16 protein-coding genes are annotated in these 24,778 nt (G+C 43.9%); 7 read left to right on the forward strand and 9 right to left on the reverse strand.

The genetic code is table 11. The features are described from left to right. On the reverse strand, positions 1 to 828 hold an 828-nt coding region (locus JXL83_05925; GenBank protein ID MBN2363650.1), incomplete at its 3' end, for a hypothetical protein. Continuing rightward, positions 825 to 4,565, reverse strand: coding sequence for a hypothetical protein (locus JXL83_05930; GenBank protein MBN2363651.1), 3,741 nt, complete (start codon positions 4,563 to 4,565; stop codon positions 825 to 827). The genes JXL83_05925 and JXL83_05930, both read right to left, overlap by 4 nt. 108 nt (positions 4,566 to 4,673) lie before the next feature. On the opposite strand from JXL83_05930, the gene JXL83_05935 reads away from it, so the two are divergent. From JXL83_05935 to JXL83_05950, 4 genes are all read left to right on the forward strand, one after another. Beyond that, positions 4,674 to 4,853: a 4Fe-4S binding protein gene (locus JXL83_05935; GenBank protein MBN2363652.1), complete on the forward strand. Its 180-nt coding sequence runs from the start codon at positions 4,674 to 4,676 to the stop codon at positions 4,851 to 4,853. Between the two features lie 124 nt (positions 4,854 to 4,977). Continuing rightward, positions 4,978 to 6,213: an SLBB domain-containing protein gene (locus JXL83_05940; GenBank protein ID MBN2363653.1), complete on the forward strand. Its 1,236-nt coding sequence runs from the start codon at positions 4,978 to 4,980 to the stop codon at positions 6,211 to 6,213. A gap of 15 nt (positions 6,214 to 6,228) precedes the next feature. Further along, positions 6,229 to 7,443, forward strand: coding sequence for a 6-phosphofructokinase (locus JXL83_05945; GenBank protein ID MBN2363654.1), 1,215 nt, complete (start codon positions 6,229 to 6,231; stop codon positions 7,441 to 7,443). Between the two features lie 11 nt (positions 7,444 to 7,454). After that, on the forward strand, positions 7,455 to 9,218 hold the full coding sequence (locus JXL83_05950) for a phosphoenolpyruvate carboxykinase (ATP) (protein MBN2363655.1): 1,764 nt from the start codon (positions 7,455 to 7,457) through the stop codon (positions 9,216 to 9,218). A gap of 18 nt (positions 9,219 to 9,236) precedes the next feature. Here JXL83_05950 and JXL83_05955 read toward each other — a convergent pair whose 3' ends face one another. The 7 genes from JXL83_05955 to JXL83_05985 are packed head-to-tail and all read right to left on the reverse strand — an operon-like array spanning position 9,237 to position 20,310. After that, complete coding sequence (locus JXL83_05955) at positions 9,237 to 12,629, reverse strand: translocation/assembly module TamB domain-containing protein (protein MBN2363656.1); 3,393 nt, start codon at positions 12,627 to 12,629, stop codon at positions 9,237 to 9,239. A gap of 52 nt (positions 12,630 to 12,681) precedes the next feature. Then, positions 12,682 to 14,478: a BamA/TamA family outer membrane protein gene (locus JXL83_05960; protein MBN2363657.1), complete on the reverse strand. Its 1,797-nt coding sequence runs from the start codon at positions 14,476 to 14,478 to the stop codon at positions 12,682 to 12,684. A gap of 19 nt (positions 14,479 to 14,497) precedes the next feature. Next, on the reverse strand, positions 14,498 to 15,754 hold the full coding sequence (serS, locus tag JXL83_05965; protein ID MBN2363658.1) for a serine--tRNA ligase: 1,257 nt from the start codon (positions 15,752 to 15,754) through the stop codon (positions 14,498 to 14,500). Further along, on the reverse strand, positions 15,747 to 18,134 hold the full coding sequence (locus JXL83_05970) for an AAA family ATPase (protein ID MBN2363659.1): 2,388 nt from the start codon (positions 18,132 to 18,134) through the stop codon (positions 15,747 to 15,749). The genes serS and JXL83_05970 overlap by 8 nt, the downstream gene beginning before the upstream one ends. Then, positions 18,131 to 18,448 (reverse strand): acetyl-CoA carboxylase biotin carboxyl carrier protein subunit, encoded by a 318-nt coding sequence (locus JXL83_05975; GenBank protein ID MBN2363660.1) that lies wholly within the window; start codon positions 18,446 to 18,448, stop codon positions 18,131 to 18,133. The genes JXL83_05970 and JXL83_05975 overlap by 4 nt, the downstream gene beginning before the upstream one ends. A gap of 9 nt (positions 18,449 to 18,457) precedes the next feature. Further along, positions 18,458 to 20,002 (reverse strand): acyl-CoA carboxylase subunit beta, encoded by a 1,545-nt coding sequence (locus JXL83_05980; GenBank protein MBN2363661.1) that lies wholly within the window; start codon positions 20,000 to 20,002, stop codon positions 18,458 to 18,460. Between the two features lie 11 nt (positions 20,003 to 20,013). Beyond that, positions 20,014 to 20,310 (reverse strand): DUF3467 domain-containing protein, encoded by a 297-nt coding sequence (locus tag JXL83_05985; GenBank protein ID MBN2363662.1) that lies wholly within the window; start codon positions 20,308 to 20,310, stop codon positions 20,014 to 20,016. Between the two features lie 134 nt (positions 20,311 to 20,444). Between JXL83_05985 and JXL83_05990 the strand changes: the two genes are divergently transcribed. From JXL83_05990 to JXL83_06000, 3 genes are all read left to right on the forward strand, one after another. Then, positions 20,445 to 21,104 carry a DnaJ domain-containing protein gene (locus tag JXL83_05990; protein ID MBN2363663.1) on the forward strand — a complete coding sequence of 220 codons (660 nt, stop codon included), beginning with the start codon at positions 20,445 to 20,447 and terminating at the stop codon, positions 21,102 to 21,104. Between the two features lie 172 nt (positions 21,105 to 21,276). After that, positions 21,277 to 23,388: a ComEC/Rec2 family competence protein gene (locus tag JXL83_05995; protein MBN2363664.1), complete on the forward strand. Its 2,112-nt coding sequence runs from the start codon at positions 21,277 to 21,279 to the stop codon at positions 23,386 to 23,388. Positions 23,389 to 23,413: 25 nt separating this feature from the next. After that, positions 23,414 to 24,733: a saccharopine dehydrogenase NADP-binding domain-containing protein gene (locus JXL83_06000; GenBank protein ID MBN2363665.1), complete on the forward strand. Its 1,320-nt coding sequence runs from the start codon at positions 23,414 to 23,416 to the stop codon at positions 24,731 to 24,733. Positions 24,734 to 24,778: the final 45 nt, after the last annotated feature.

Below are 24,778 nucleotides of genomic sequence, written 5' to 3' on the forward strand. Positions count from 1 at the left end.
TTTTATGAATTTTTCAATTTCGGAAACGGAAGAAGGAAGAGACGAGAGGTCTCCTTTGACCGACGAGAAATAGCTCTCGACGGAACCCATGAGCTCTTTCCGATTTTTTGCAACAAATTCTTCAAGAGATTTTAATGCCGTTTCTCTTTCGGCCAGTTTCTTCTCTTCACTTAGCTTCAGAAAATCAATTATCTCTTTGTAATTGGGTTCCGAAAGGAGTTTTTCAATGTTTGTCGAAGCAGACAAGAGATATGAAGACAGGTTCTCGATAAGAAGAGCCTGGTTTTTTTCTATCGAATTGTTAACGTCAACAGCGAGAGTATCGAAAAAGTCTTTTTCGTTGTTTCCGAGGTCTTTGAAAGAATTTTCAATGTTCTTTAAATCTACTTTCTGTTTGATTTCGGAAAGGTTCGCGACCGTTTCTTTAAGCAGACCGAGCATTTCGTTGGATTGAGTATCTTTGGCCTGCGTTTTCAGTTCTTCGAGAAGAACGGTTGATTTTGTTATCAGTCCGATTATTGTATCCGAAACTGTCCAGTAGTTGTCGATTTTTTGCGGGATGGGTTCTATCGCTTCCCTGACAGTGTTTGAAAAGTCCTTCATGTTTTCGCGTGTAGGCAGTTCTTTTATCTTTTCTCCTGTCAGAGTCTGGTCGTTTTTCAATTCGATGAAAGATTCTTTAAGTTCTTCGGATTTGTCTTTGATTTCTTTTAAAACGCCGACGATTTCTAGGAGTCCGCAATTGTCACTCTTTGTGTCGTAAAAATTGCAATCGGGACCGCATAACTTTACTTCTCCCGGCGTTGATGAAAAAGGACAGTTCTTCATAATTCCTCAATTGCTTTTTGGATTGTTTTTTCATCGAATAAACCGCTGTTTTTTCTAATTTTTGTGTATATCAGGGGGGGGGATTCAGATAGTATTTTCCCCGCTAAATCGCTGTAAATTCTTTTTTCATTGTCATTTAAATAGTTTGAAGCCGTTTTTAAAACGGACATGGCAGAAAGAAAATCAGACATTTCGACGTGACATGAAATGAGAAGTTTCAAAAATTTACCCAAATATTCCTGGCCTGATTTCATGCCTGAAGATTTTATCAAATTAATTGCCCGGGGATAATCTCCAGCGGAATAAAGACAGACGCATTTCTCGAACAAAGCTTCGGGTGTGTTTGCGTCATTGAGAAGAGCGAGAGCTTTTTTCGGGTAACCTGCGGCTCTGATTTTTCTGGCGAGAGAAAGATTGTCCGAGGAAATTTTTGTTTTTTCGATTTCTTTCAGTCTTTTTACGTTTGCCCAAGAAATGAATTTTTCATCCCCCGTGATCGCCTTGTAGGACTTCAAAAATTTCTGAGCTCTTTTTTTATCGTGAGATATTATAAAATCCAGAGCCGCGTTGAGAACGTGCTCTTTCTGAGAGGAATTCAGATTTGAGGAATCGAGAAGCTCTACTCTTTTGACGGCCTGCTGTATCATGTTATTTTTTATCATGATATCGAGAAGAATCAGCTGAAGGCTGAAGTTGTCGCTGGACGGAGGTATCTTTGCGAATCTAAAAAGGATTTCTTTAGTGATCTGATCGGGAAGATCGCCGGCGATATCTTGTAAAATACGTGCACTTTCCTCGAAATTCTTTTTTTCGTACATGATGTAGCATTTTAGTACTTCAGCTTTGAGATTTTCAATTTGTGAAATTTGAGGGAGTATTTCTTCCGCGAATCCCGGATTCAAATCAAAAGCTCTCGAAAAGGATTCGACAGCCTTTTCTTCGAATCCGTTCTTGGATGATATTTCACCGTGTTTGAGGAAAAGGTCGGGATTTAGAAAACCTTTGTCAATGATCTCTTCTATCAGCGTCGCAAGAATTCCATTTTCAAACGAGTCCTCGGTCTTGATTTTCAGAAGGATGTCTTTGGCTTCGTCATAACGGTCGTTCCTCATAGATATTTCGGCCCATATCAGTTTATAAATGTTTTTATCTGGTTCGGACGCGATTTTCTTTTTCGAAAACTCGGTTATAGATCTGTTGGAGGGATTTCTCGATACAATTCTCTTTATTGTCGTGTACAATACGTCGAATTTCTGGCATTTGTCAGATATTGTTATCATGATGTTCAGATTCTTTTCAGAGTCGCTGTTCGTTATTATCTTTTCCATTTCCTCAAGAGATCTAATCGCGAAAGATTCGTCGTAGGAAACGCTGAGCTGGAATTCCACGGCGGCTTTGTCGAGTTCTCCTTCTGACGAAAGAATTTTTCCCAGATAAAATCTCAGGCTCGCATCGGTAGGAGCTTGCTGAAGCTGCATCTGGAATTCTTTAATGACTTTGTCGGGAGATACGTATGACTTGGAATAAAGCTCGTACAGCAATTCCGATGATTTTTCGAATTTACCGGCTTTTGAATAAGCCTTTGACAGGATGTATAAAACTTTCGGATCTTCCGATGTTTTTTTTACTTTTTCGAGCAGATCTATTATTTGGTTTGAATAATTTGGTGAAAAATCGAGACTCTTCGATACGTGATTCAATCCGCCCTTGACGTTACCTGATTCGAAAGCCACTTGGCCTTTGATTAGATTAAAATAAGATTTATCCTCAGGAGGTAGTTTCTCGGGAATTTTTTCCATTTCAGTGTCAAGTTGAGAAAAAAGTTTTCTCTTGAGTAGAAAATCCAGATAACCGAACAGAACGCGGTGGTCGTCGGGATAATGGTTTTTCAATTTCTTGAAAAGATCGAGAGTCCACGTGTCTTCTTTTGGATAATCCATTAAATCACGTAATTTATCCAGTGCCAGAGAAAGATTTTTCTTTCTCAGCAATATTATTATATTGCTTTTGAGGACGTCTTTGTTTTTGGGGAATTTTTCTGAAACTTTATCAAGAAGATCGTTAGCGAGGTCTTTTAAGTCCTGGCGTTCTCGGCCCAGTATCTGAATGTACTTGAGAGCGTTTTCAGGATTTTCCGATTTGATTGAAGAGAGGATTTCAGCGACAAAAGAAACGTCTTCTCTCTGAATTTTTTCGGTGAATATTGATGTAATTTGTGAGACATTTTTGCTGACGTCGGGGTATATTTCGCTCAGGACGTCGAGTTTGATGAGAAGTTCAATTATTGTTTTTTCATCTCTTTCCAGGAGAGCTTCGGATGTTTTAACAGCCAGATTCATTTTATCGAAGACGGACGCGAGGACAAAAGAAACGTTCAATTTCAAATTGTCGGAAAACCTCTCCATGAGGCCGGAGCATATATCGTAGGAATATTCGATGTTTTGAATAAAACCCGAGAAGGTCAGGAAGTCAGCGATCAGGATCGCCTTGTCGAAAGTACCTCTCTCCGCGCTGATTTTTCCAAGCAAATAAATGGCTTTGTAGTTTTCGAGGTTCTGTTCAGTCGCGTCCAGCAGGCAGGATTCGGCTCTTTCGTAAGATTCCGGATAGTTTTTCAAAAGCACTTCAATTATGTCGACGGCTTTGCCTGATTCTCCTTTCTTCATATAGATGTCAATGCAAAGGTTGTATATCTGTTCGTCAGGGGATTCAAGCAGAAGGTCTAATTTGCCCGAAACCCATTCGATGTATTCGTTTTTATCCGTGAAAAATTCGAGTTCCGCCGATGCTTCCGAAAGTTTTTTTTCAGTTATCAACTGTTCAATATACTGCATTCTCGCTTTAATGTTTTTTCTGTCCGTCTGAAGCATTGATTTGAGGTATTTTCCTTCGGTTTCTTTCGGAAGATTCGATTTGTTTACAAGTTCAAGCGCTTTGTCCTGATTGTTGGTCGAGACGTATAAATTGAAAAGGAAATCCATTGTTTCTAAGCTGAGCTGATTTTTTGACGATATTACATTTATTATCTTTTCGGCGCATCCGGTATCTATCTGAATAGCTCTGTTGAAAGATTCAATGGCTTCCCTGTCTTTCCCGAAATTGAGATTGAACTTGCCCAGGTAAATGTGAGAAACAGGAGATCTGTATTCGCTTTTGGCCATCCACGCGAGTTGACTGGTTATCAGATCCGCTCTGTCAGGAAACTCGGTGGCGACTTCCTCAAAAAGAGTAATGGCGGCGTCTTTATCGACGTAAAGCGTCAGGGAAGCTATCGACATCAAAAGGGAGGATCTTTTTTTTAGGTTAGCGGTACCCTGAGGGAAATTTTTAAGTATCTGGTTTTTTGCGGTGATGTCCTTTGTGACATAATCCTTGGGCACGTCTTTAAGGAAATCGTTCGCTTTGTCGAAATCCCCCTGCTCAAGATATAAAGAACCTATGAAGAGACCCACTTCGGAAAGTCTGTTGCCGAGAAAGAATCCGTCTTCCGCTCTGCTTATCGTGTTCTGTATGTTCTCGGGAGCGAGCATGTGAGCCATAGTCAGGTTCCTTGTGGCTACAGGCATGTTCATTTTTGCCTGCATCCTTCCCAGTTCAAGATAAATGCTGTAATCCTCGCGGTTGCGCGATTCTTTGTCCAGAAGATCGAGGGCTTTTTTATTTTCACCCTGATCCTCGAAACTTCTGACTTTTTCGAGAATTTTGTTTATGTCTTTCCCGAGTATAAATTCAAACATAGTTATCTATATTTTACATAATTGGCATTAGCGGTCAAGGTCAATGAAAGAAGAGCTTGCATTTTTTATGAGCCCAAATATAATAAAACAATAATTAAAGGAGGTAAAATGAGACCATACGTTAACGAAGCCGACTGTATTGCCTGTGGTTTGTGCAAAGACGTTTGTCCGGCAGATCCTAAAGTTTTTGAAATAGAAGATAAAGCGAAAGTAGTACATCCGGACGCATGTACGGGTTGCATGGAATGCCAAAACAATTGTCCGGTCAGCTGTATTGAAGTCAAATAAAATTCTTTTATTTTCTTATTAAAGCTCCCTGTTCCGGGGGCTTTTTTCTTTATCTGTGATGTTGAAAAATTTCTCCGTATAATTTATAATTGCGGTTTTAACTGATTCAAAGGAGCGCCGGAATATGACGTTTTTTATTTTTCTCATGGAACTCATGGTCGTCAATCAGGTCAGAGACGACGTTTATCTCATCAACCCTGAAACTTATACTCTTCACCCGAGAGACAGGCTCCAACTGGTCATTTCAGGAGCTCAGGGTTTCGTTCAGGACCTCGTGGTAAACGGTGACGGAACGATGATAGTGACGGTCGGCTCTCCCGCAATTATAGCCGAACCAAGTGAAACACCGATTCCCGGAGAGACAAGCATGATGACTGCCGATTTCGCATCGGGGATGCCCCTCGGAGTAGTATACGCCGAAGGCAGAACGCTGAAGGAAGTCGAAGAAGAAGTCAGGACACTGGTCAGAAAATATTACACAGGTGTTGAAGTCCGTTTGATTATAGTAAGACCGAGGCATTTTATAATTATGCCGACAGGGGCGGTTCAAAGCGGAAATACTCCTTTGGAAGTCACTCCCCTTACGAGAGTGTCTTACGCTGTCGGAACTCTTTTGCTGAAATCCACGGCATCACTTATGAACATCGAACTGAGGTTTCTCGACGGGACAGTAGATACGGCCGATTACATACAATTCCTCAGGACCGGTGATATAGAGTATGACCCGCCTTTCAGGGAAGAAGGCGTCGTCCTCTATTTTCCGGAAATGAAAAAATCCGTGACAGTTTTCGGTGCAGTGCATCCTTACGGCACTTCCGACGTGATTTGGTCGACAGACACTCTCGAGACTTTTCAGAGTGTTTCGGCAGTCCATGAAATATTCGACGGCGAAAATTTAAAAGATCTTATCGAGATCGCCGGAGGATTTCTCCAGAACGCCGATGTATCAAATATCACGGTAAAGAGAAACGGGACATTGTTCAGGATAAACGGCAGAGATCAGACCGCTTTGGCGGATTTCGTCCTCGAAGACAGCGACACGATAATGATACCTGAAATAAGGAATTCAATAATCGTTTTGGGAGGAGTGAGAACTCCGGGGGAATATTCTTTCGTTCCCATGAAAACCGCTTTTGAATACGTCAGCATAGCCGGAGGCGTCACCGAAAGAGGAATGCTTAACAAAGTCACGGTGTATTCTTACGACGGCGTTCACAAGGGCGACGGAATAAACACGCCGGTGGAAAGGGGAGACGTCGTCAAAGTCCCGGAAGTGACTCTCAGATGGTGGCAGGATTACGCAAGTATTATGGGCACCTTGATAAGTATAGCATCATTTATCGTTCTCATATCTCAATAACATGGAGGTTTGAAAATGGCCGAACTCGTCGGAAAAGCTGTCGTCGCGCAGGGCGGTGGGCCAACTGCAGTGATAAATCAAACGCTCGCGGGGATCGTCTTCAGATCCAAGACCTGTTCACACATTTCCAAGCTTTACGGATCCATAAGAGGAGTCAGGGGGATAATTGACGAGAATTTCGTCGATCTGTCTTCTGTTTCTTTTGAAAACATGAAGAAGGTTGCTCTTACCCCTGGCGCCGCTCTCAAAAGCACGAGAGACAAACCCGACCCGGAATATTGTCTTAAAATATTCGACGTGTTCAGAAAGCATGACATAAGGTATTTTTTCTACATCGGAGGAAACGATTCCGCCGACACCTGCAGGATAATTAACGAACAAGCGAAGGATAGCAATTATGACCTAAGGGTCTTTCATGTCCCCAAGACAATAGACAACGATCTTTTAATCAACGACCACACTCCGGGATACGGATCGGCGGCTAAATTTGTCGCTCAGGCTTTCGGAGGAATAAACTGCGACAACGATTCTCTCGGGGGAGTTTATATCGGAATAGTAATGGGAAGGCACGCCGGTTTTCTCACCGCCGGGTCCGCGCTTTCGAAAAAGAACGAAAGGGACGCGCCTCATCTGATTTTTCTTCCGGAATACCCTTTTGACACAGGCAAGTTTCTCGCGGGTGTTGATCGCGCCTTTTCAAAATACAAAAGATGCGTCGTAGCTGTCAGTGAAGGGATTACAGACGCCGGTGGACAGCCAGTTATAGCAAGCCTTTCAAAGGGGAAAAAGGAATTCGATTCACACGGCAACATACAGCTATCGGGAACCGGCGCGCTGGGAGACATGCTTTCCGAACTGGTCAAGTCTGAACTCAAAATAAAAAGAGTCAGATCAGACACTTTCGGCTATCTTCAGAGGTCGTTTTCCGGATGCGTCAGCGCAACTGATTCAAAAGAAGCGCGGGAATGCGGAGAAATGGCTGTCGTTTATTCGTCCGTCACGGAGAATGACGGGTCCGTTACAATCCACAGAACGGGAGAATACGAGATCGAATACAGACTGTCTCTTTTGGCGGACATCGCCGGAAAAACCAAACTGATACCGAAGGAATTTTACGATTCCGGTGAAAACTTTGTCACGAAGCTTTTTTATCAATACGCCGGACCACTCGTCGGTGAATTGCCTGAAACGGCGAAACTGTCGGCTCGGCAGATTATAATACAAAAATGAAGGAGTAAAAAATGATGGCAAATGTCATTCCAGCCGGCGTCGAATTGATAGACAATCCGGATCAGGAGAAATTCAGAGATCTCACTTTGAAATACGGGCCTGCATCGATGAAAACGGCATACGGAAACATGCTCAAACTGACTAGAAATAAAGCGAGAAAAGCCGAGTACACATATATAGTTGCAGAAGAAAGCGCCGCCAAACTATTTTCAAGTAAAATCATCACTCGCGAAAAAGCTGACCATTACATAAAAAATGCCTGCGATTACATGAAAAAGCAGGGAAAGATGATAAAAATTGACCGATACGCCGGTATAGGCAAAAGAGCTGTCGGAGTGACATGGTATTACGATCTTGTGTCGGCTAATCTCGGCGCCATGCAGCAGATACTGTCGTTTCCCAGGTCATCGGTCGAAAACGCTGAATCTCTGAAAAAACCTTTTGAGCCGGTTTTCAGACTTGTATTTTTGGCCGGTTTTCCCGCGCAGGGTCTTCCCGGAAATCAGGCCATTATTTTTGACATTGAGAATTACATCACTTACGTTATGGGACCGGATTATTTCGGAGAAAGCAAAAAAGGCATGCTGAGAATGCTGAACGAGTATGTCTATCAAAAGGGCGGCCTCGTTCTTCACGCGGGAGCGAAAACGGTCAAAACGAAAGACAAAGAGATTTCGGTTGCCATCATGGGACTTTCCGGAACCGGAAAAACTACGACTACTTTTTCTAAGCAAGGCGAATACAGCAAACCGATCCAGGACGACATGATTTCTCTTTGGCCCGACGGCACGTTTTCGATAACGGAGAACGGGTGTTTCGCAAAAACATACGGTCTTACCGAGGCATCGGAACCTGTTATATACCGGGGAACGCTCAGCCCATCCGCCTGGGTGGAGAACGTCTATCCCGACGAAAACGGCAAATTCGATTTTTCTAAAGAAATTCTGGAGCCCGGCGAAGTCGCAAGGCTTAAAAAAATGTTGGTAGAATCCGGGGCCGACTCCGTAAACGTTGAAAAATACATAAAGGGAGAAGTGAAATCCGGCGAAGTGGTCGATGAATACCTTACTCCCGCCGATGGCTGGGATTTTGTCGTGTGGACTCAAAACGGAAGATCCATAATTCCGATGAGCGACATCGAAAACGCTGCCGATTTCAACAATCTTCCCCCTTTGAAGTCTTTGGGGATTTTGAACAGAGATGAAGGGAAAGACGCGGCGACTCCGGGAATAGTCCTTTTCTCCTCTCCGGAACAGACGGCCGGTTACTTCATGCTCGGAGAGACTTCTAAAACTTCGGCCGCAGGCAAAGACCGCGGTAAAACACGATCTCCATTCACTCAGCCTTTTTTCCCGAGAACCCATAAACTCCAGGCCGACAGGTTCAGGGATTTGGCCGCATTATTCGACAATTTGCAATCCTGGATGATGAACACGGGATTTGTTGGCGGCGACGCAAGGGACGTCGAGAATAAAAAGGCTCTGAAAGTCAAGATTTCGCATTCCTCGGCGATGATAGAAGCTTTGTTTGAAGACAGAATCACCTGGAAAAAAGATCCTGATTTCGGTTATCAGATAGTAGATGTCGCCGACGGAGCCAATTCGTGGCTTCTCGAAAGAGTACCCGCCGAGATCCTCAATCCGGTTTTGTTTTTCGAAAAAAGCGGGAGAATGGAAGAATACCGGTTCTGGGTTCAGAAAATGAAAAGCGAAAGGCGTGCTTTTCTCGAAAAATTCAAGGTCGAAAGCAACATTATTGAATCTGTCTGCGGCTGAATCGTTTGTTCAAGCAGTTCAATACCGCCATATCCACTGCAGACCTGCTCCCATGATGTCATCGGAGTCCTTGTTAAGGATGAAGGAAGTGTTCTTCCATATCCTGTAGGTCAAAGTAATATCCGCAGGGGTGTTGTTGAGAATGTCTTTCTTGTATTCGACATAGACATCGCGAGTGACGTATTTGGCGAGGGTCAGTTTGGCGCTGTTCGACGAACCCAGTTGAGTCTCGAGATTTATTACACTGAGGTTCAAAGCCCTTTCGAGTCTTGAAAATACTTTGGTCCTGAGAAGGTAGTTTACCGCCCTGTTAGGCACGGCAGATGCAATAGTTGAAATCGAAGTTATGTTGCTCCAGGTCGTGTTGAAAGTCAGCAGTGAAATGATATCCTGTTCAGACATTTTCGGTTCAGATGTCAGTGTCAGGGAAGGTGAGTTGATGTTGCCTGAAAGCCGGGCGATTATTGTCACTTCTCTCGACTCAGGAGAAGTCCCGTTCGCGGGATCGGAGTAATATATTTCAGTCTTTCCGTAAAAATCTATTTCGCCGTCAATTTGAGTCGAGTCGGTTATGAGCAGCAGTTGTCCCTCGGTTATCCTGAAACTCCTGTCGAGATAGAAAATGCTGCCGCGTTCTGCGATCAATTCGCCTTTCGTGCTGATCAAGCCGTCGAATGAAGAAACATTGTAAGTCCCGCTGAGTTCGACTTCGGCCATTTCGTGCCTGAATATAATGTTCCCTGAAGAACCGTCAATGAATATTTCCATGTCAGGTATTTCCTGGTTTGCGGCAGGCTGTGACTGTGTTTCTGAAACAGGAGAGATGAGAGCCTGATTTATGAAAGCGTCGCCTCTTATAGACGAGTGAAAATTGGAGTCTACTTGAATTTCGAGATTGCCCGTGACGTTTGCCCAAACTCCTTCGAATCCCGTATAGTCAACGTCCTTGAAATCTATTTTTATCCGGGAATTGAACGACCTGTAACCTTCGGTCATTACCAGGTCGCCTTCGACGCCGAAATGTCCCCGTGAATTCGTGCCTGCGACGCTGAAATTTATAGAGTCGTCGTGAAAATCGGCTTTAGCCGAAATGTTTTGAGCTATTTGACCTGCGGGTTTGATGAACGCGGCGCCTTCGACAAGCTCAACTTGTCCGTAAATGTCCGGATCTTTGTACGTCCCTTTTATGGAGGCGTTTCCCCTGACATTCCCGGAGAGCATGACAGCAATGTCTGAGAGGAATTCAAGAGGCCAGAGGCCTATGTCGTCGAAAAGAATTTTAAGATCGATCTCGTCTTCAGTCCCGAAGGGGAGATAACCCGAAATTGTCGAGGTTCTATTTTGAAAAACCAGCTCGCATGTATCGATTTTCAAGCCTCTCAAAGTCGTTTCGCCTTCCAAGTGAGCGAAGTCGAGAAAAAGCAGTCCGGACTTGACTTTTCCCGTACGGATCAGAACGTGAGCCCGTGGGTCTGAAAGCGGGCCCGAGAAGCCGGATCTAAGGTTTAGATAACCGTGTATAGGGGGTAAGGATGGAAAAAACGGATTCAAGTTCATGCTGACGCTGTCTGCGTTGAGAAATCCTGATATGTTGTCCCCGTTTATCTCGCAGGAAGCGGAAAAATTCAGGCCGGAATAACCTTCGGCGTAAAATGTGTCCAGTGACAGACGATTGTCGGCAAAACTGACGATCAACGGCGAAGTCGTCAAAAGAAAAAACGAATCCGAGTTGATAGTTAAATTTTCAAATAAGATATTTGAATTTTCAGCGTCAAAAGCGAAAAAAGAACCGGCGTCGAAAAATTCAGAGGAGAGTGACACTTTTCCTTCGAGCAAATCGTCCGTTGTTTCTGCAAAAAGGGCAAACGTTTCTGCCGTGAACTTATTGTAAACCAGACCTCTTCCCGAAATCCTGACTGCGTCGGCGGTGAATTTTGTGGCTTCGAAGTTTTCAAATTCCATGTCTATGAAGCGGCAGTAAAAACCGTTGAATTCGGCGTCCTCAGCGGTTACGTCGGCGTTTAGAAATTTTCCATCATACGTCAGAACGCCGTTGAGCCTGCCCCGGATCTGCCGGTCCGTGATTTTAAGTTGCGACAACAGAGAAACATTGAAATCCTGAAGACGGCAACTTAAATCGTAACCGTTTTTTGAAAAATCTATCTGTGCTCCCAGGTTACCATACTCTCCTGTAACGCAGGCGATGGAGAGAGCGTAATGTCCCGCTCCTGCATTTAGCGTTCCGTAAAGTGAATTCAACGAGACATCGTTTACTGAAGAGTTGGCGAAAGAAAAAACCGCTTCGCAGACAAGAGAATCGGGATTCTTCAGTTCTTTTATCCAGCCTGCGGCCGTCCCGTTGGCAGTGAAATGATTTGGTGAAAATCCGGAAAGAAATCCTATGTCCAGAGATCTGATTCCTTGAAATTCCGACTGAAAAGACATCGAATCAGTTTTGGGAGCGTAAGAACAGTTAAGAAGCATCTCTCCGCCGCCCAAATATATCCTGGAGTTGTCTGTCGATATCATTTCATCTTCGTAGGAAATTTCCGAGGAAATCGAGTCGGCGAAATACTTGTCAAACGACAACCCTTCGGCAAATAAATTGAAATCGGCATATTTCAACCCTTCATGATATGTAAAACTTCCCTTTCCTGTAATTCTTCCTGAAATTTCTTTGCGCCACTCACTGACATCCGACCAGAAAGTGTCGATGACTGCACTGAATCTTGCTTCTCTCGAAAACACGTCGGCACGGGCAACAACGAAAGTGTTGCCGGTTCCGATTTCCACCAATCCTGATAATCTAAGGTCGGGATAGAGCACGACATCTGATTTTAAAAAAATCTGACTGGAAACATAACAGGTCGAAAAAGCGGCTTTTTCGACAGTTATGTTTATGCCTTCGGGATAAGACAGCAGGACAGCGTCGACCGATATGTCGGATATTTCTTTGGCGTCGTAAATGAGACGGCCGTTTGAAACAAATATCCTTTCGGCGGAAATTCTGGGGAAAGATATGTCTCCGGGCGGTTTACCGTCCTGAGGTTTAGGATCAAGATTCCAGTTGAGTACACCGGATTCGGAGTGCGTGAATTGCAGAAACAGCCCGTCCGAAAAGACTGATTTGACTTGCCTTTTGTTTATAATGTCAAAAAAGCTGAAATTGATTTCAGCGTAAGGACAGCTCAGAAGCAGTTCTTCTCTGTCGTTGTATACGTGAAGGTCTTTGATCCAGACAGAAGGCTTGGAAAAAAACCCGGCCTGTTGATAGGTGACTTTGATGTCGAAAATATTTTCGAATATTTTTACTGTCTCTTTGAAAGCGAATTCTTCGGCTTTACCCTGAAAAACGGACGCGATGGCAAAATAGAGAATCCCCGTTGCAAATAAAAGGGGGACGAGTCTCAATCGCGGAAAGAATTTCCTCCAGCGCTCTTTGGGTTTTACTGTCCGTTTATTGTCAGAAGGGATTGCCGAAAGCAAATTGGATCATTCCTTTGTAACGATGTTCGCCGACCATTGGCAATCCGTATTCGAGCCTGATCGGTCCGGCCGGTGTGTTGTAAATAATTCCGATTCCCAGTGAAATACCTACGTTTTCGTAAGGCGATATATCTTTCGAAGAGTTCCACAATCCTCCTGCGTCGGCGAAGAATTCAAGCGCGAATTCGCCTGAGCTGTAATGGATTTGCGTCATGGCGTTCATGAGGACGTTGCCGCTGTTGCCGCCGATTTCATCGGGGTCTCCCAGGGAACCCTCCGGATAGCCTCGGAGTGAATTCACTCCGCCCAGTGTGATTTTCTGGTCGGAACTTATGCCGTTTTCGAGGGACACCGAATAAGGAAAAGTCCATGTCGAACGAAGGAAAACGTAGTATCCGAATTGCGACGGTTTCGCCAGCCGCACCCAGTCCCAGCCGAGTCTGTAGAAATAATTGTCACCGCCAAGGGGTCTGCCGGCCATCTGAAACCTAAAATTCTGTTTTAGACCGGTAGTGGGAGAAAACGGATTGTCCCTGGAATCGAAAGTGTAGCCGAATATAAGACTGTTTGTGAATTTACTGTATGTAAATTGCGGCTGATCCGTTCCGGATGAAGATGTCGTGTCAAGCCATGCTTTGTGAAAGACGAGGCCTGAATAAACAACGCCGCAGGCGGATATCCTTTTGCCCAGAGAAGGCGAAAATTCAAGGTATTCAATGTTTCTTTCTCCGATACCTTTTCTTTCGCCTTTAAGAGAGCTCGAAAAAATAAGCGAAGTGCCTAAAAAATAAGGTTCGGAATAGTTCAATTCCGCATTTTCAATGTAATCACCTTGAAAATCAGTGTCGTAGGAGACAGAAACTGAAATCCTCTGAGCGTTGCCGAAAAGATTGTAGTTTCCCCACTTGAGATTTATACCGGTTTTTCTGTCGCTTTTGTAGTTCAGTGAGACGAGGAAAAATGACATTTTGGATTCCTCGACCATGATTATGACTTTCAAACTGTCTTCGTGCAGTTTTGACGGCATAGGTTTTACCGAGACATACGAGAAAAGACCCGTGTAATAAAGATTGTTCCTGACCCTGGCGAGCATATCGGGGAAGAAAAGCTGTCCGCTTTTCAATCTTGATTCCATCTCTATTATTTTTGTTCTCACTCTGGAATTACCAAGTATTTCGACATTGTTAATAAAAACTTTGTTTCCAGTGTCTACGGAAATAAAAATGTCGCACAAAAGTGAATCCGCACTCAAAGGAACGATTGTGTCTTCGATCTTTATGTTGTAATATCCTCTGTTTATGTATTCTGAGGCAATTTTTATCTGTACCATCGTGAGGTTAATCTGATTCAAAGGCTTTCCCGGAAGGATGTCGTGCTGTTCAAAAGCCGACATGTCTGTTCCGGAATCACACCCAGACAAACTCACTGAATTGATGACCGACCTTTCTCCTTCATTTATCTCGTATTTCAGGACGTATCCTCTGGGTGTGAGAGAATCGGTTTGATTGAGAACAGCCGCTTTGAGAAATCCGAGCTGAGAGTAATAAGCGAGTATGTTTTTGACATTTTTTGAGCTTGAGAAAGGGCTGTATAAATCGTTTTCGTCCGAATAAAGATAAGGCCGTATGTCTTTTACACTGACCTCTTCACAACCGGTCAATTCGACTTTGTATATTCTGGCAAAAGAACTGTACGGGTCTTTTCTGGTTCCGCAAGAAAAAAGAAGCAAAAGTGCAGTCGTAATAATTATGGGTTTAAGTTCGAGGTGTTTCATGATTGGACAGAAAAGCGGATCAGAGAGATAAAGTCTCCCTGCCCGGGAAGTATTTTTTCAAAACTTCAGGAACCGACACTTCTCCGTTTTCCTGCTGATAATTCTCCAATATGGCTATCATCGTTCTCGGGGTGGCAAGAGCGCTTCCGTTTAAAGTGTGAACGAATGAAATTTTACCTTCTTCGTTTTTAAAGCGGATGTTGATCCTGCGTGATTGAAAATCCCTGAAAAGCGACACCGATGACACTTCGAGGTACTTTTTCGACACGGGAGCCCAAGCTTCCAAATCGTATGTTATCGCGCTGGCAAAACTCATTTCACCGGTGCAAAGTTTTCTTGTCCTGAAAGGTATTTCTAATTTTTTAAGCACGAGCTGACTTTCTTCGAGAAGTTCCTCGAGACTGTTTCTGCTTTCCTCGGGTTTCGACAGATGCACGAGTTCGACTTTGTTGAACTGATGCATTCTCATTAGACCTTTCGTCTCCTTTCCGTAGGATCCCGCTTCACGCCTGAAACAAGTTGTGTAAGCGCAGATTTTTACAGGCAGTGATTCACAGCCGAGTAATTCCTGGGAAAACAGGTTTGTAACAGGCACTTCTGCGGTCGGATTGAGGAAGAGGTCGTCTTTTTCAATCAGATACATGTCCTCCTCGAGTTTCGGAAGCTGGCCCGTGCCGAACATCGCGTTTCTGTTGACGAGATAAGGCGGCAATAACTCTCTGTAACCGTTTTCGGAGTGCATCTCCATCATAAACATAATAAGAGCGAGTTCAAGCCGTGCTCCGTTTCCAGTGTACAGAGGGAAAGCGCTTTTTGAAACTTTTCCCGCGGAAGCGAAATCGAGAAGTTTTAATTTTGAAGAAAGCTCAAAATGGTCAAGTCCCTTTTTCTCGGAGCCGGGTTTGCCCCAGGAATAAACCGTTTCGTTGTCTTCGGCTGATTTTCCCGTTGGCACGTCCTGGTCCGGCACATTCGGTATCCAATACAGGGCTTCTTTCCATTTTTTGTCAGTTTCGGCGAATTCCTTTTCGTCGGACTTTATCTCGGAAGAGAGTTTTTTTGACTCCGCCAGGAGATCCTGTCCGTTTATTTTTTTTGCAGATATTTCTTTTGAAAGAGCGTTGAGCCTGCTTCTCTTGTTTTCTATCATCTTTAAAGAGAACTTTCTCGCTTCATCAATTTCAAAAAAAGCGTCAAGATCGCATTTTTCTCCTTTCGACGCGACGGCAATCTTCACATATTCTCTGTTTTCTCTTATATATTTTACGTCAAGCATATCTTCCTCTCTTCACGGCGTATGATTTTTCGAAGTAATTTTTCAAACCTTCTTTTATGCGTTTTTCTATGTACTGCATTTTATTTCTTTCGTTTCCGGTGTCCAATATCAGACAAAGCGTTTCGTCAATTGAATTCACGGAATATATAGAGAATGATCCGGCGGCTGACGATTGTCGGATGTCTTTCCCGAGCATCAGCGAATTTTCGTTGTCTTTGGGTATTATGAGCGATCCGTTCCTTATTTTTTTCATTTTACACGTTCTGTAAAAACCTTCTATTTTTTCGTTGATTCCTCCGACTGCCTGAACATTTCCTGTCTGATCGACTGATCCGGTAACGGCAAAATTCTGTTTGACAGGGATTTTGGAAATGCATGACAAAAGAGCGCATATTTCTGCGACGGAAGCGCTGTCGCCGTCGATAATGTTGTAGGACTGCTCGAAACAAACGGATGCGTGTATGGACAAAGGGGATTCCTCGGCGTATTTACCTCTGAGATACCCGCTTATGATATTGACTCCCTTTGTGTGGATTTCTCCTGAAAGGTTGGATTTTCTGTCTATGCTTATTATGCCTTTCTCTCCGGGTGACACCCGCGCTGTTATCCTCGCCGGCAGTCCTACGGGGATGTCGTCTGTGTCAATAATCGTCAGGCCGTTCACTTGACCGATCTGACTTCCTTTGAGAAAAATTTTAATGACGTTGTCACGTATCAGTCTGAGGTATTCTCTTTCGAGAGACGTTCTTCTGAATCGCATCATGTCTATTGCTTTTTCGACGGATTTTTGGGTGACCGTTTTCGCTTTTTTGTTTTTCTTGGTTTCCCAGTAACTGCTTTCCTTCATCAGATCGGATATTTTTCCGAATTTTGTGCTTATCAGTTTTTTGTCCCCGGCGAGTTTGACGGCGTATTCACAAATGCTGATCACCGACTCGCGTGAAAAATGCGGCAAATTTTCTTTTTTCGACGTCAGGGCGATGAAATTTGAATATTTTTTAAGGTTTCTTTTCGAAAGCAACATGTGCTCGTCGAACTTGGCCTTGATTTTGAATATCTTCGGGAAATCGGGATCCTTGTAATATAGCGCAGAATATATTTCGTCGTTCCCTATCATGACAACTTTAACGTCGATTTCAACCGGATTCGGTCTTAGATAACTTCGCGAGGAGAGAGGATTGGCCACGGGTGTTATTTCCAGTCTCTGGGTTTTGAGCGTTCTTTTAAGTCTTTGCCATGAATTTTCCTCCTGAAGGAGGTCAAATGCGTCGATTATCAAAAAGCCTTTGTGGGCTTTTAGAAGACTGCCGGCTTTAATGCTGGTGTGGATCTTTTCGCTCGAGCTGACGTTTTCGACAGTTCCGAACAGATTGTTCTCTGACGGAAAACTCTCGATAATGACTGGCCTTTTAATTTTTTTGTGGTTGTTGACGGCGACGTTTATGCTCATAATACTGTCTATGCTTTCTTTCTCGGATTTCCATTTTTCTTTGTCCTGTTCGGCCTCCATGAGAGTTTTCCAGAGAGATATGTTGGTAAGCATATAGTCGAGGTAAAAATCGAGATAATCTTTCATTTCCGCCGAAGAAGTGAGCTCTTTCAGGTCTTCGAAAATGAGTTTCAGAAAAGGGTATGCCGTGTCTATGTCGAGCTTTTTCTTTCTGTTTGAAAAAGCCGTTCTCAAAGTTTTAAAATCGTTCAGATATAAAGCTATCGTTTTTTCGATCTCGTCTTTTTTTTCGAGAAATTCCTTCAGTTTTTTGTTTTTTAGCTGGTTTTTCTCAACCAGTTCGGTAAGTTCGTTGAAGCTGAAAACTTTTTTTTTGTGAACGGGCATAAGTTCCATTTTCGAGCCTTCTCCTTCGGTCTTCATCCACCTGAATCCCGAAGTTTTAACGAGTTTGTCGATTTTGGAAAAAATTCTGTTCTCTTCCTTTTTTTCTTTTTTTTCAAAAGTCATAAGTTCCGACATGTATTTGTCGTTGAAATAAATGGCCGATATAAGATTTTCAAGATTCTCGAGAAGTTCCTCCAAAGCCCGTGAAAGCAGTATTCCTTCACCTTTCGAGAGTTTGATTGAAACAGGCTCTTCGGGAATGTCGAAGTTGTATAGAAAAATTATGTCTTCAAGATTTTTTTCGCCTCTTCCTATTTTTTTAGTAAGAAACTTGTGAAGAGTGCTTTTTCTCCCCGTACCGGCTAATCCGGAGATGAATACGTTGTAACCCTGCCCGTCTATCTCAATGCCGGTCGTTATGGATTCTATTGCTTCCCGCTGACCTATTATGTCTTCGGTGGGATTCAACTCGGAGGTGGTTTTGAATTTGAAAACATCTTCTGGGCAGGACCATGTGAGCTTGGAAGCGATTATTTTTTTCAATCATCGCTCCTGTATATAACTACGTCCCCTTTTTTTACTTTATCACCCGGTTTGATTTTCAGAACCATTACTTTTCCGCGGTATTCGGAAAAGATCTTGTTGTAGGATTTCATCGCTTCAATTACGTAAAGGATGTCTCCTTTTTCAACCCGAGAGCCTTCGCGGACAAAGATTTCTTTTATTATTCCGGGGATCGGAGATTTCTCTTCCTTCTGCGTGTTTTTTTCAAAATTGACGCCAGGATTTTTTCTTTTGAAATTATTGGTTATATAAAAAGAGTCGTCGACGTTGAGTTCTATCTTTTCGTTAAACATCATTCGCTCCTAAACAGGCATATTGCCGTGGTGTTTCCAAAGCGACTGCCTCGACTTTTCCCTAAAAATGCCCAGCATGTTTATCAGTATCTGGCGGGTTTCTTCGGGTTCAATGACGGCGTCGACGAAACCCTTTGAGGCGGCGACATAGGGATTTGCGAATTTTTCCTGATATTCGGTTATTTTTTCTTTTCTCGTTGCGTCTGGATCCTGGCTGTTTTCTATTTCTTTCTTGAAGAGTATGTTCGCGGCGCCTTCCGGTCCCATGACTGCGATTTCCGCGGTCGGCCATGCCGCGACGAAGTCAGCACCGAGGTGTTTACTGCACATCGCAATGTAGCCTCCGCCGTATGCCTTTCTTATAATAACTGTCAGTTTAGGTACAGTGGCTTCGGAATAGGCGTAAAGAACTTTCGCGCCGTGACGAATGACTCCCGCGTGCTCCTGATCTATGCCCGGAAGATAGCCGGGAATGTCGACAAAAGTCAGAAGGGGAATGTTGAAGGAATCGCAAAATCTTATAAAACGAGCAGCTTTATCCGCCGCGTTGACATCGAGAACTCCAGCGAGATAATAAGGCTGGTTGGCGACTATTCCGACAGAATGTCCCCCGAGTCTGCCGAAACCGACAACTATGTTTTTTGCCCAGTTCTCGTGAACTTCCAGGAACTCGGACTTGTCGGTTATTGAGCTTATAATGTCAAGCACGTCGTATGTGACTTTCGGATCGGATGGTATCGTTTTTGTTATGTCGAATTGTTTTTTCGGGTTTTCTGCAGGGATGAGAGAAGGCATCTCTTTGTTGTTGGCAGGGATGTAAGACAAGAGAGCTTTTATGAGGGAAAAAGCTTCCGGCTCGCTGGGAGCAACGAAATGCGCGTTGCCGGTGATCTCGGCGTGGGTCATTGCCCCGCCCAAATCCTCCATGGAAATTTCTTCACCTATGACGGCTTTAATAACTTCCGGACCGGTTATGAACATATTGCTTATTTTTTCGACAACTATCACAAAATCGGTGAGGGCGGGTGAATATACCGCCCCTCCTGCGCAAGGACCAAGTATGACCGATATCTGAGGCACAACACCCGAGAGTTTTGTGTTTTTATAAAAGATGTCGCCGTATCCCGCCAGTGCGCCGACTCCTTCCTGAATTCTTGCTCCGCCTGAGTCGTTTAGGCCTATGAGAGGCATGCCGGAATCTCTTGCCATGTCCATGACTTTCACTATCTTCGAGGCGTGACCTTCTCCGAGAGATCCGCCTGCGACGGTGAAGTCCTGGGCGAAAAGAGCCACGGGTCGGCGGGAAATTTTTCCTACGCCGGTTATCACTCCGTCACCGGCAAGCATGACTCCGTCCAGTCCGTATCCTCGAGCTTTGTGTTCGACGAAGAGGTCTGTCTCAAAGAAACTGCCTTCGTCGATCAGAGCTTCGATCCTTTCTCTGGCTGTCAGTTTGCCCTTGTCTTTCTGCCTTCTGATTGATTTCTCGCCGCCTCCGGATTTCCACTTCTGAACTCTGACAATGAAATCGGCAATTACAGATTTAATGTCCATTTTTTACCTCTTTAGATGTTGTTGAAACCCATTACGTTCTTTTCGGGTTCATCGGTTTTTATGATGCCGAACTTGTCCTCGAAATCTTTCACGCGTTCTTCGAGAAGTTTTATCAGTCTTTTTGCTGTCTGAGGGGGCATTATAATTCTGCTGTTGATCTTTGCTTTGTTTTTTCCCGGTACAAGCCTCGCAAAATCAACTACAAATTCGGCAGGTGAAGACAAAATTATGACAAAATTGCTGTAAGTTCCGTCGGAGACCTCGTCGGGGAGTTCTATGGATATCTGCGCCGGAATTTGTTGTTTCATCAATCCTCCGTTTTTATGAAAATTTGCATACAATCATTGATTATACTTTAAATTTTCAAGCCGTGGCAAGATAATAACTTGCCATGGCAAGATAATGACTTGACAGAAATCTGTTCAATATTTAATATCTCAAGATGGAAGATTTCTACGAAATCCTCGGAGTGACGTTTAATGCCACAGACTCTGAAATAAGAGAAAGATACATAGCCCTTGCCAAACAGCATCACCCGGATCACATTGAAGATAAAACGGGTCTTTCGTGGAGGAAAGCAAACGACAGATTCGCTGAGATAACAAGAGCATACAAAACCCTGATAGACAGAGACAGAAGGAACGAATATGACAGAAAACTTTCCGGAGAGGTCGACAAAAGCCTCGTCGTTCAGGCGAAAAACCTTTTTGCCCAAGCCAGAGCGGCTGTTAAAGCGAAAAATTGGTCCAGGGCCGAGATACTGATCGATGCCGCCATTAAAGTGCACAAAAAAACGGAGTATCTTGTTTATCTTTCGATGATTAGAGTATCAACGGGCCGGGAAGTAGCGAAGAACATTGAATCAATCCAGAGATCGCTCAAGGACAGAATTTTCGAAGGATTTTTTCACGCCGTATACGCCTGGGCTCTTTACGGAATGAGAAGATTCGACGAGGCCCGTTTTTCCCTCAACGAAGCTTTCAAATGGGATCCCGAATGCATCGAGGCCATTGATCTGAAAGAAGTTCTTGAAGGAGATTTCCCCGAAACGGCAAAGAAGGGTGTTTTCAAAAAAGTCAGGAATATTTTCAAAAAAGAGTGATTTTTTAAGAGAGAATATAGCTTTTTGGCTTTTTCTCTGCGCCTGTCTCGGAACATATTTTGCCGGTTGTCTTTTTCCGCTTAATATTGCGATAGTGTGTTCTGTCTTGTTATTGTCCACTGGTATTTTACTGGCGATAAAAAACAATACGGTCCTGTCCAGGTGGTTGTTTATGTCGGCTGCGGTCTTTCTGTATGTAATCTGGGGTTACCTGAAAATACCAGGACCCGGCTCCGAATACATCTACCAAGAGAGAATGGACTGTGAGATAACCGGCAGTGTCAAGCCGGTGACTAGAAAAAGCAGGCGCATTTCGATAACTCGTCTGAACGGCAGACCAGCCAGGTTCGACGCCTGTATTTTGACCTATCAGCCTCTCGAAGACGGCCAGAATGTCTGGGCTTTCGGGCATTTTGGCACTTTGCCTTTTTCGACGAATCCGCATCAATTTGACTACGGCAGATTTCTTCTCGAAAATTCGATGAGCGTCGTTTTTTATTGCGACAGTTTCATTGTCACCGGAAACAGCCGCTGCCTGTCCGATTTGACGAGAAACAAAATAAGGCGTCTAATACTCGAAGAATTTTCCGACGACAGCGCTTTGGCTTCTTTCGCTTTAGCTGTTTCGATAGGTGACAGGCTGTTCATAGATGAAGAAACCAGGGAAGATTTTCTTAAAAGCGGCATTTCACACATATTGGCCATTAGCGGACTTCACGTCGGTATAATTCTGTTCATAATTCTCATGGCGGCTTCTGCCGTCGGCGTCCCGAAAAAAGCTTCATACCTCGTCTCCATAATTTTGATTTTTCTCTATCTCTCTCTGACCGGAGGTCACCCGTCTGTATGGAGGGCGACAGTTGGTTCTTCGGTTTTTTTAGCCTGCCTCATCTTCGAGAGAGAAAGAAATCCGTATCAGATGCTCGGTATTGCGGGCACAGTGATTTTGACGAGAAATCCTCTTTCTCTTTGGAACGCGGGATTTCTGATGTCTTTCGGCAGCGTTCTCGGCTTGGTGTCTTTTATGCCTCCTGTTTCCGGTCTGATCAAACAAAAACAATTCAGCGCTCCTGTTACATATATGTTGCTCGGATTCGCTGTTGTCACAATTGTCAATATATGCCTTTTGCCCGTCATTTCCGTAACTTACGGCAGAGTTTTCCTTTTCTCTACTATGGCTAATCTCTTCGTCATTCCGATTTTGTACATTTTCATTCTCTCTCTCGGACTTTTTATTTTTTTTCCTTATTTCCCTGTTTTTTCGGGAGCCGTCTGGGCTGCCGGAAAGTCAATATTGCTCATTGCCGACGCTGTTTCAGTGTATTGTCCCAATGTTAGTCTGTCTCCATTTCAACCTTACGAAACTGTTTTGTTTGTTTTTTGCCTTATTCTTCTTAAACTCGCCTTCAAGAAAAGAAAACTTCTCGGCTGCTTTTTCGCATTCGCTTCAGTTTTTCTGGCCGTTTTTTTCGGAAGGAGGATTTTATTTGAAAAAAGTTACATACTTTTTTTCGACGTGGGTCAGGGAAACTCGTGTTTGGTCCATTCAAATGAAGGTCACAACTTCGTTATAGACGCCGGAAGAAACGAGCATTGCGCTCAAATTATTGTAAATTACATTGATCTTGAACATTCAGGATCTGTCGACGCAGTCTTCGCAACTCATCAGGATAAAGATCATGTCGGGGGAATGAAAAGCGTCATTTCCCGACTCGAAACCGAAGTCGTGTTTTTCAACGGTGTGCTGAAAGTAGAAGACTTTCTTTCCGATTACATGGTCTCAGCGGGCGATAGACTGAAAGAGCTATCTTCTGATGACACTTTGATTTTCGGTGAGATTTTCGTCGCCGTGCACTCTCCTGAAAAAGAAGGTAAAGCAGAATTTTCGGGAGATCAGAACGGATTTTCACTTTTTATGACCGCCGCCTCGGGGAATTGCCTCATTTTATTGCCCGGAGACAGAACACTTTTCTGCCGGCCGGAATTTTTATCATATGACAAGGTGGTTCTTCTCGCGTCGCATCACGGTGACGGCAGGGCTAATCCTCTGGATGTAATCGGTGAGATCTCTCCCGACATGACCGTTATAAGCGTTGGCAGAAACAATCCCTACGGGCATCCTTCAAAAGCGTTGATCGAATATCTTACGGCGTTGAAATCGACCGGTTTCAGAACCGACAAAGACGGAGCCGTTAAAATATTTCTTCCGGATTTGTCGGTCAAATGCTACAATAACAGAAGTTATCTTTGGCATTTTAGCCGGGAAGAAGTTCTCGGAAAATGAAGTTATACTGGTGAAGGAGACAATAATGAAAAAAATTCTTTTACTCGGGGCGGGACTTGTAGCAAAACCTTTGATTGATTATTTTTTGTCTTTTGAAGACATAAATTTAACTTTGGCCAGCAGAAGCGGCGACAAAGGTCTTTTGGCAGGAAGGCCGCGCGGAACCTCGCAGAAATGGAACATAGAAGACATCCCTGGTCTTCAGAAACTGATTGATATGCACGATCTCGTGATAAGCCTTTTGCCGGCGGACTATCATCCTGTCGTCGCCGAATGCGCTCTGAAATCCTCAAAGCACATGATGACAACTTCATACGTCAGTCCTAAAATGCGTTCTTTCGACGAAGAAGCCAAAAGCAAGAATCTTCTCTTTTTGAACGAATGCGGAGTTGACCCCGGAATGGATCACATGTCGGCGATGAAGATAATAGATACGGAAAAAGCAGCCGGAGGGAAAATCAAAACTTTTATTTCTTTTTGCGGAGGACTCCCTTCGCCGAGTTTTTGCGACAATCCTCTCAATTACAAGTTTTCGTGGAGCCCGAGAGGCGTCCTCGTCGCCGCGACCAGCCCTGCCAGATATTTGAAGAACGGAAAAACGGTCGAGATTGACGGGTCCGAACTTTTTCACTGCTGTGAATGCGTCGAGGTCGGTGACATAGGAATATTCGACGGATACCCCAACAGGGATTCTACTGTATACAAGGAAATATACAGCTTGAACGATATTGAAACCCTTCTTAGAGGGACCCTCAGATATCCTGAGCACTGTGAGCTTTTCAGCAGAATGGTAAAACTGGGTCTTTTCTCAAAAGAGAAAATGGATTTTTCAAACAATCCGACGTATTCGGGAATGACGTCGAGACTGATCCCAGATTTTACGGGCGGAGACATCAGGAAATCTTTGGCCAAATTCATAGAAACCGATGAAGACGGCGAAGTGATGAAAAAACTGGAGTGGCTCGGGTTGTTCGGAGACGAAGAACTTCCATATAAAAATGCCGCTCCGATAGATCTGATGACCGATCTCATGAAAAAAAAGATGGAGTTCAAGCCCGGCGAAGTTGACATGATAGTCATGAAGCACAGGTTCGAAATCCTGTGCAAGGACAGCAGATTGAAGGAAATAATATCTTATTTCGTCTATTACGGCACTCCGGACGGCGATTCGGCCATGTCGAAGTCGGTCAGTTTGCCCGTCGCCATAGCGGCCAAGCTGTTTTTGGACGGAAAAATAAAACTCACTGGCGTCAGAATACCAGTCGTTCCTGAACTATACCTCCCGATACTCGAAGAGCTCGAGAAACTCGGAATGGTTTTCAAGGAAGAAGAAAGATTCCTTTAAGGCTTGAACCGGGGATTTTCTTTGTGTTATTTTTGGACTTGAACG

Source organism: candidate division WOR-3 bacterium (genome assembly GCA_016934535.1).
Taxonomy (GTDB): Bacteria; SDB-A; SDB-A; order SDB-A; family SDB-A; genus JAFGIG01.